The organism is Actinomadura alba, assembly GCF_014323705.1.
GTDB lineage: Bacteria > Actinomycetota > Actinomycetes > Streptosporangiales > Streptosporangiaceae > Actinomadura_C > Actinomadura_C alba.
The window spans coordinates 65,021-71,124 of record NZ_JABVEC010000038.1; the positions used below are offsets into that span (position 1 = coordinate 65,021).

The 6,104-nt window shown below is 67.3% G+C and carries 8 protein-coding genes; all 8 read left to right on the forward strand.

All coding sequences use genetic code 11. From position 1 onward, the window contains the following. Positions 1-27 precede the first annotated feature (27 nt). Positions 28-705, forward strand: a complete 678-nt coding sequence (locus HKK74_RS32910; RefSeq protein WP_187247299.1) for a class I SAM-dependent methyltransferase — start codon at positions 28-30, stop codon at positions 703-705. 112 nt (positions 706-817) lie between these two features. Continuing rightward, complete coding sequence (locus HKK74_RS32915; protein WP_187247300.1) at positions 818-1,258, forward strand: hypothetical protein; 441 nt, start codon at positions 818-820, stop codon at positions 1,256-1,258. 15 nt (positions 1,259-1,273) lie between these two features. Then, a complete protein-coding gene (locus tag HKK74_RS32920; protein WP_187247301.1) occupies positions 1,274-1,999 on the forward strand; it encodes a hypothetical protein in 726 nt (241 codons plus the stop codon). Then, entirely contained in the window at positions 1,996-2,946 is a 951-nt protein-coding gene (phnD, locus tag HKK74_RS32925; RefSeq protein ID WP_187247302.1) for a phosphate/phosphite/phosphonate ABC transporter substrate-binding protein, read from the forward strand. The genes HKK74_RS32920 and phnD overlap by 4 nt, the downstream gene beginning before the upstream one ends. Positions 2,947-2,963: 17 nt before the next feature. After that, positions 2,964-3,707, forward strand: coding sequence for an ATP-binding cassette domain-containing protein (locus HKK74_RS32930; RefSeq protein WP_187247303.1), 744 nt, complete (start codon positions 2,964-2,966; stop codon positions 3,705-3,707). Continuing rightward, on the forward strand, positions 3,704-4,546 hold the full coding sequence (phnE, locus tag HKK74_RS32935) for a phosphonate ABC transporter, permease protein PhnE (RefSeq protein ID WP_246492204.1): 843 nt from the start codon (positions 3,704-3,706) through the stop codon (positions 4,544-4,546). The genes HKK74_RS32930 and phnE overlap by 4 nt, the downstream gene beginning before the upstream one ends. Next, positions 4,546-4,899, forward strand: coding sequence for a DsrE/DsrF/TusD sulfur relay family protein (locus HKK74_RS32940; protein WP_187247305.1), 354 nt, complete (start codon positions 4,546-4,548; stop codon positions 4,897-4,899). Before phnE ends, HKK74_RS32940 begins: the two co-directional genes overlap by 1 nt. 12 nt (positions 4,900-4,911) lie before the next feature. Beyond that, entirely contained in the window at positions 4,912-6,078 is a 1,167-nt protein-coding gene (locus HKK74_RS32945) for an NAD(P)/FAD-dependent oxidoreductase (protein WP_187247306.1), read from the forward strand. Positions 6,079-6,104: the final 26 nt, after the last annotated feature.

Genomic DNA, 6,104 nt, shown 5'->3' on the forward strand with positions numbered 1-6,104 from the left:
ATCTGAAAGGTCCCGAGGGAGTTTGCCATGAGCTTGTCCGAGGATCGTCTCGTCCGTCAGTGGAGCGGCGGTCATATGAGCAGCCGCGTCTATGACTTCACCATAAAGCGCGAGCGCCTTTTCAGGCTGCTCAGCCGCATCGTGTGGGGCGGCGAAGTGCGCGCTTTCTACGCCGATATCGCGGCTCTCCAGGATGTCGCCCCCGGATCGAGCGTTCTCGACGTCCCGAGCGGGGGTGGGGTGGCGTTTCGCGGCCTGAGCACGGACGCCGAGATCCGCTATGTCGCCGCCGACGCGTCGCCGTTCATGCTGCGACTGGCACGGGCCGAGGCGGCCCGCCGCGGGTTGGAGAAGATCGAATACGTCCACACCGGCGTGGAGGCCATGCCGTTCGACGACGCCACGTTCGATCTTTGCGTCTCTTACAACGGCCTGCACTGCTTCTCCGACCCGCCCGCCGCCGTCGCCGAAATGGCCCGCGTCGTGCGCCCGGGCGGAGAACTGCGCGGCACGGTCGTGGTGACCGATGGAGGTGCGCTGTCGGCGGCGGCCATCGCGTTCTTCCGGCGCACCGATCAGTTCGGTCAGACGGGGAGCGCCGACGACGTCAGGCGCTGGCTGTCCGACGGGGGTTTCGCCGACGTGCGCCTGGACCGGCGCGGCGCCTACCTGCTCTTCAGTGCCCGGCGCGCGGACGAGGAGTGATCGCCGGATGGGCCTGCAGCCGGGCCGGTGTTGAGTTCTTCCCACACCGAACCTGAGGCTATATCTTTTTAAAGTGCTTGATGAGCCAATGCTGCACGATCGGAGGAACGCCATGACGACCGATGCCCCAGCAGAGACGGGAGCCCCCGACGTCCGTTCCCTGCTGGCCAAATACCGCGAAGTGGTGGTTCCGGCCGCCGTGAACTTCCTGGGGGAACGAACCTCCGCCAATGAGTTGCGGGAGCTCTGGCGCCCGTACTACAACGGCGAGTTTTACAATTACGACCTCACGGTCGAGCGTTCCTGGCGCCAGGCCTCGGGGTCGGACGGCCGGCTCGAGTCCGGGACCCCTGAGGCGGACCCGAAACACGAGGTGCCGCTCAAGCATTTCCCGGTGAGCACGGCGCATAACAATATGGACCGGCTGATCGAGGTGCTCGCCATCGAGTTGGGCGACCAGACGATCGCCAAGACCGAAATCCGCGAGCGCAAGGTCGACCTCGCGCACATCGTCGATCGGCTCGATGCGCTGATGGCGTCGCTGGTCGAGTAGGGCCTGGTTGCCGAGATGGATGACGTGCGCGGCGCCGGGCCGGTCCGCCCCAACCTGTGGGCGGACCAGCTCACGTCGTACGCCTTCAGCGTGAAAGCCACGATCGGCCAGAATCCCATGCGGTACCTGGTGGCCCGCCGTTTCGACGGAGACAGTCCGGCTCAGGCGCTGACGATGCTTTTCGTCCTCCAGCCGCAGGTCCTGTTCGGCACATACGTCCGTATCAGCGAAGGCGCGTTCGGCGGCGGCTGCGAGGTCGACACCTTTCTGCCCACGATGGCCCGGCCCGTCCGGGTGGCGGAGGCGCTGATGTTCGACTGCCTGCCGCTCACCGACGTCGGCTACGTCGATCTCATGGCGTGGCCGCACCCGGCGCTGCTGCCGCTGGAGTCCAGTGACGGCGACGCTGGGCCGCCCGGTTCGACGCACACCGTGACGCTGCGCTATCAGGGCCCGCCGAGCGTACCGACGCTGGTGGTCCGCGAGGAGATCGACGTCGATCTGTCGATAGTCGTCCGGCGCGTCCTCTGTCGCGACGGACGGCAGGTACGCCGCTGGGAGATCGCCGAGCGTGGCGGCGCGGGTCAGGAGGCACTGCCGCGGCGCATCCGGGTCTCCCGCCCCCAGACCGGACACGAGACGGAGTTCGTCCGGGCGAGCCCGGCGGTGCCGGTGCCGCCGGCGGTTTTCGACGCGAAGCCGGAACAGCTGCGGGAATGGATCGAGCAGCGGATGCGGTGACCATTTTTCTGATCTACATCTGGCAAGGAGCTGCAGGCATGGCGGGTAGACGGTTGGCCGCCCTTGGCGCCGCCATTTTGATCGCACTCACGAACGGGTGTCAGTCGGGCACGGAGAACGGCACCGACGCGATTCCCGATACCCTCCGCGTCGGGGTCATTCCCAATATTTCCCCGGAAAAGCAGCGGGCACAGTACAAGCCGTTCAGCAAGTATCTGAGTGAGCGACTCGGCGTACGCGTCGAACTCTTCGTCGCCACCGACTACGCAGGCGTGGTGACCGCCCTCATCTCGAAGAAGGTCGACGTCGCATACCTCGGCGGGCTGACCTATGTGCAGGCCGCCCAGCAGACGAAGGTCAGTCCGCTGGTGACCGAGGTCGATCACGAGACCGGCACCAGTGAGTACCTGTCCGCGATCGTCGTGAAGTCCACGTCGTCCTTCACCTCGGCGAAGGACGTGGTGGCCGCCCGCGGTCGCTTCGCGTTCGGCGACCCGAGTTCCACCTCGGGCAGCCTCTACCCCCGGGTGATGCTGAGCCAGGCAGGCGCGAAATGCAACGCGAGGGACATCTCCCGGTGCCCGCCGCTCAGCAAAGTGGCCTTCACCGGCGGCCACGACGCGACCGCACAGGCGGTCTACAAGGGCAGCGCGGATGCCGGCGGGATAGAGCTTCGCATTCTTCATCGGCTGGAGCGCCAGGGCAGCGTTCCGGGTGGCGCGTTGCGGGTTGTCGAGACCCACAAGGTCATGGGCTATCCGTGGGTGGCCAGAGAAGGGCTGGGCGCGGCGGCGCGGGAAAAGATCGTGCGGGCGTTTACCGCGATCACCGAGCCGGCCCTGCTCGATCTGATGCGCGCTAAGCGCTACGTCCCGGTTTCGGCGGCCGACTATGCCGATATCCGCGACCATGCGGCTGATCTGGGCCTCCTGACGGCTTCCGGCTGAGCACGCCGAAGGGCGCGATGAGAATCGAACTGCGCGACATTCATGTGACGCTGGCCGACCGGCCGGTACTGACAGAGGTCGGCCTTTCGTTCCGGGAGGGCGAACAGGTCGCGATCCTCGGCCCTTCCGGCGCCGGGAAGACCACGCTCCTGCGGGTCATCGTCGGAGCGGTCGCGCCGCAGCGCGGCGCGGTCCTGGTCGACGGGATTGATCCGCACGCTTCACGAGCGGCGTTGACCATGCTCCGCCGGTCCATCGGGTGCGTCCGTCAGCGAGACGACCTGGTGCGCGGCGTGACCGCCCGTACCAACATCCTCGCGTCCGTCGCCTACCAGTGGCGACTACGCGACTGGGGGAGCGTGCTCCTCGGCAACGTTCCGCGGCGATATCGCGATCGGTTGGCGGAGGTCACCATGCGGTACGAGATCGCCGAGGTGCTCGCCGCTCCGGTGGAAAGACTGTCCGGAGGACAGCGGCAGCGGGTGGCGGTCGCTCGCGCCGTGTTCGGCAGGCCACGTCTGCTGCTCGCGGACGAGAGCACCTCAGGACTCGATCCCGTCCGCGCGACCCGGGCGCTCGACGATCTGCAGTATGGCGGTGCCACCCTCATCGCCACGACCCACGACTTGAGAATCGCCCAGCGCTTTCCGCGGGTGATCGCGCTGCGGGACGGAGCCGTGGTCTTCGACGGTGGCTTCACCGGCCCGGCCGACCTCAGACGGATCTACGGGGACGACACGGGGACGGAGACGGTCGCATGATCCGGCCGCCTCGATCGCGACCCCGATGGTCTACGCCGCTCCTCCTCGTGGTGATCGCGGCCGGGGTCTGGTCGCTGGCCGAGACCGGGGTCGGGTCGGCGTCCCTGCTCGCCGGATGGGAGGGGGCGGCAAAGATGATCGGCGGTCTCCTGCCGCCCGATCTCGACCCTGAGCTACTCCGCCAGTTGGGCACCGCCGCGCTGGAGACCGTGCAGATCTCGATCGCGAGCCTCATCCTCGGCGCGGCGTTCGGCCTGCCGCTCGCCGTGCTCATCGCGGGCAACATCGAGGCGCCGCGCTGGCTGTCCGGCCTGGCCCGGCTGGCCGCCACAACGCTCCGCAGCGTGCACGAGCTGCTGTGGGCGCTGATATTCGTCGCGACGGTCGGGCTTGGGCCCACAGCCGGCGTCTACGCGATAGGCCTTCATTCGGCCGGGGTCATCGCGAAGCTCTGCTCCGAGCAGCTCGAGGCCGTGGATCCGGCGCCGGTCGAGGCGATGCGCATCACCGGCGGTTCCCGCGTCACCTGTGCGCTGCTCGGCGTGGTGCCGCAGGCGCGCGCCAATATCGCATCGCAGCTGCTCTACCAATGGGAATGCAACATCCGCAGTTCGGTCGTCGTCGGTTTCGTTGGCGGCGGCGGCATTGGCGAAGCACTGGGCATCTCACTGCGCCTGTTCCGGTATCAGGAACTGGCCACCCTGCTCTGTGCGGTCCTCTTGATCGTGGCCGCGGTCGACCAGATCTCCCGGCTGATACGCGCCCGCGTGGGCGCGACGACATATGCGATCCCCGGCACCGGCCGTCGATCATTGCTCATCCTTGGAAGGAGAACGTGATGAAGTTCCTGTTCGTGTTTCACGATCCGCCGTACGGCACCGAGCGCACCTACAACGGCCTGCGCTGGGCCCGCCAGTTGCTGACGAATGGCAACGATCACGAGGTCAGGGTGTTCCTCTTCGGCGACGCGGTCGGTTCCGTGCAGGCCGGCCAGAAGACTCCGAACGGTTTCTACAACATCGGAAAGATGGCGCAGGACCTCTGCGAGAACGGTGCGCTCGTCGGGTCCTGCGGCACGTGCCTGGACGCCCGCGGAATCAAAGACGACAACTTGGTCAAGGGCGGCCACCGGTCGTCGATGAACGAGCTCTCAGGTTGGACCGAATGGGCCGACCAGACAATCAACGTGTGAGAGGAGCAGACGATGCCTCGAACGGTCGCCGTACTCGGCGCGGGCGTCGGCGGCCTCATGACAGCACATCGCCTGCGGGGGCTGCTGTCGGACGCCGATCGGATCGTCCTCATCGACCGGACCCTCACCAGTTCGCTCGGATTGTCATCGCTGTGGGTGCTGCGGGGCTGGCGGCGGCCCGAAGACGTTCAGGTGCGAATCGCGCCTTCGCGGCTGCCCGGGGTCGAGTTGGTCGAGCACAACATCCTGGCCATCGACCCCGACCGCAGGACGGTGACCACCAGCGCCCTGGAAATCTCCTACGACGCCCTGGTCATCGCGCTCGGCAGCGAGCTCGACGCCGCGGCGACGCCGGGACTCGCGGGCGCGCTCAACAAGGGGTCGGCGCATGAGTTCTACACGCTGGCCGGCGCGGAGCGGCTGCGGCGGCGCCTGGAGAAGTTCGACGGCGGACGGGTCGTGGTCGCCATCGCCGGCGTTCCCTTCAAATGCCCCGCGGCCCCGTTCGAGGCCGCTTTGCTGGCGGCGGACCTGCTGCGATCCGCCGACACACCCCATCCGACTCAGGTGGACACCTTCACTCCGGACCCGCTGCCGATGCCGGTTGCCGGGCCCGCGGTGGGGGAGGGCCTGGCCGCCATGCTCAAGCAATACGAGATCGGGTTTTTTCCGAACCGCGTCATCACATCCATTCACGAGCACAGCCGACAGCTGTGTTTCGCTGACGGGCAGTGCGAGGAATACGACGTGCTGGCCGTGGTCCCCCGGCATCGCCCGCCGCGAGTGGTCGCGGATCTCGACCTCAGCCAGGTCGGCTGGGTGCCGGTGGACGCACGGACTCTGACAACCGGGCTGGATGGCATCTGGGCGCTCGGGGATGTCACGGTCCTGACACTGCCGAACGGCAAGCCGTTGCCGAAGGCCGCAGTGTTCGCTGAGGGCCAGGCTGAGGCGGTGGCCTACGGCATCGCCCACTATTTCGGCCTTCCCGCGCCAGAGCCGTGGTTCGACGGCTCAGGCTCCTGCTACATCGAGATCGGGGGCCACATGGCCGCGAAGGGGGAAGGGGAATTTCTCGCGGACTCCGCACCTGCGGTCACACTTCATGAGCCGTCGACCGAGTTCCACGACGAGAAGCGGGCCCAGGAGACGGACTGGCTGCGCCGCTGGTCCCGCTGAATAAACCGCCATTGAAAGTGAGAATC

Coding starts and splice junctions, on each gene's coding strand:
- HKK74_RS32910 (WP_187247299.1), top strand. CDS start 28: ATGAGCTTGTCCGAGGATCGTCTCGTCCGTCAGTGGAGCGGCGGTCAT.
- HKK74_RS32915 (WP_187247300.1), top strand. CDS start 818: ATGACGACCGATGCCCCAGCAGAGACGGGAGCCCCCGACGTCCGTTCC.
- HKK74_RS32920 (WP_187247301.1), top strand. CDS start 1,274: ATGGATGACGTGCGCGGCGCCGGGCCGGTCCGCCCCAACCTGTGGGCG.
- HKK74_RS32930 (WP_187247303.1), top strand. CDS start 2,964: ATGAGAATCGAACTGCGCGACATTCATGTGACGCTGGCCGACCGGCCG.
- phnE (WP_246492204.1), top strand. CDS start 3,704: ATGATCCGGCCGCCTCGATCGCGACCCCGATGGTCTACGCCGCTCCTC.
- HKK74_RS32940 (WP_187247305.1), top strand. CDS start 4,546: ATGAAGTTCCTGTTCGTGTTTCACGATCCGCCGTACGGCACCGAGCGC.
- HKK74_RS32945 (WP_187247306.1), top strand. CDS start 4,912: ATGCCTCGAACGGTCGCCGTACTCGGCGCGGGCGTCGGCGGCCTCATG.